General features: G+C 47.6%; 1 protein-coding gene. It reads left to right on the plus strand.

Going from position 1 to position 481, the window contains the following annotated elements; genetic code table 11:
• Positions 1 to 481 (plus strand): tandem-95 repeat protein (locus tag OQ268_RS17800; protein ID WP_265858167.1); only part of this gene is annotated, 481 nt, incomplete at both ends.

Consider the following 481-nt stretch of genomic DNA (forward strand, 5'->3'; position numbering starts at 1 on the left):
CCACCAGCAAATGGAACCGTGGTATTGAATGCAGATGGAACTTACACTTATACACCAAATGCCAACTTCAACGGAACCGACAGTTTTGTGGTAACCGTGAGTGATGGCAAAGGTGGAAGCACAACAGTAACCATCAATGTAACGGTAACGCCAGTTAATGATGTACCAGTAGCTACAGCGCCAGCGGTAACAACGCCTGAAGATGTTGCGGTGAGCGGAAGCATTACAGCAAGTGATGCAGACGGCGATCCTTTAACTTTCGCTACTACTACGCCACCAGCAAACGGAACGGTGGTATTAAATGCAGATGGAACTTACACTTATACACCAAACGCCAATTTCAACGGAACCGACAGTTTTGTGGTAACGGTGAGCGATGGCAAAGGTGGAAGCACAACGGTAACCATCAACCTAACGGTAACACCAGTTAATGATGCACCAGTAGCTACAGCACCAGCGGTAACAACGCCTGAAGATGTTG

The sequence above is a fragment of the Pedobacter sandarakinus genome (assembly GCF_026240095.1).
GTDB classification, from domain to species: domain Bacteria; phylum Bacteroidota; class Bacteroidia; order Sphingobacteriales; family Sphingobacteriaceae; genus Pedobacter; species Pedobacter sandarakinus.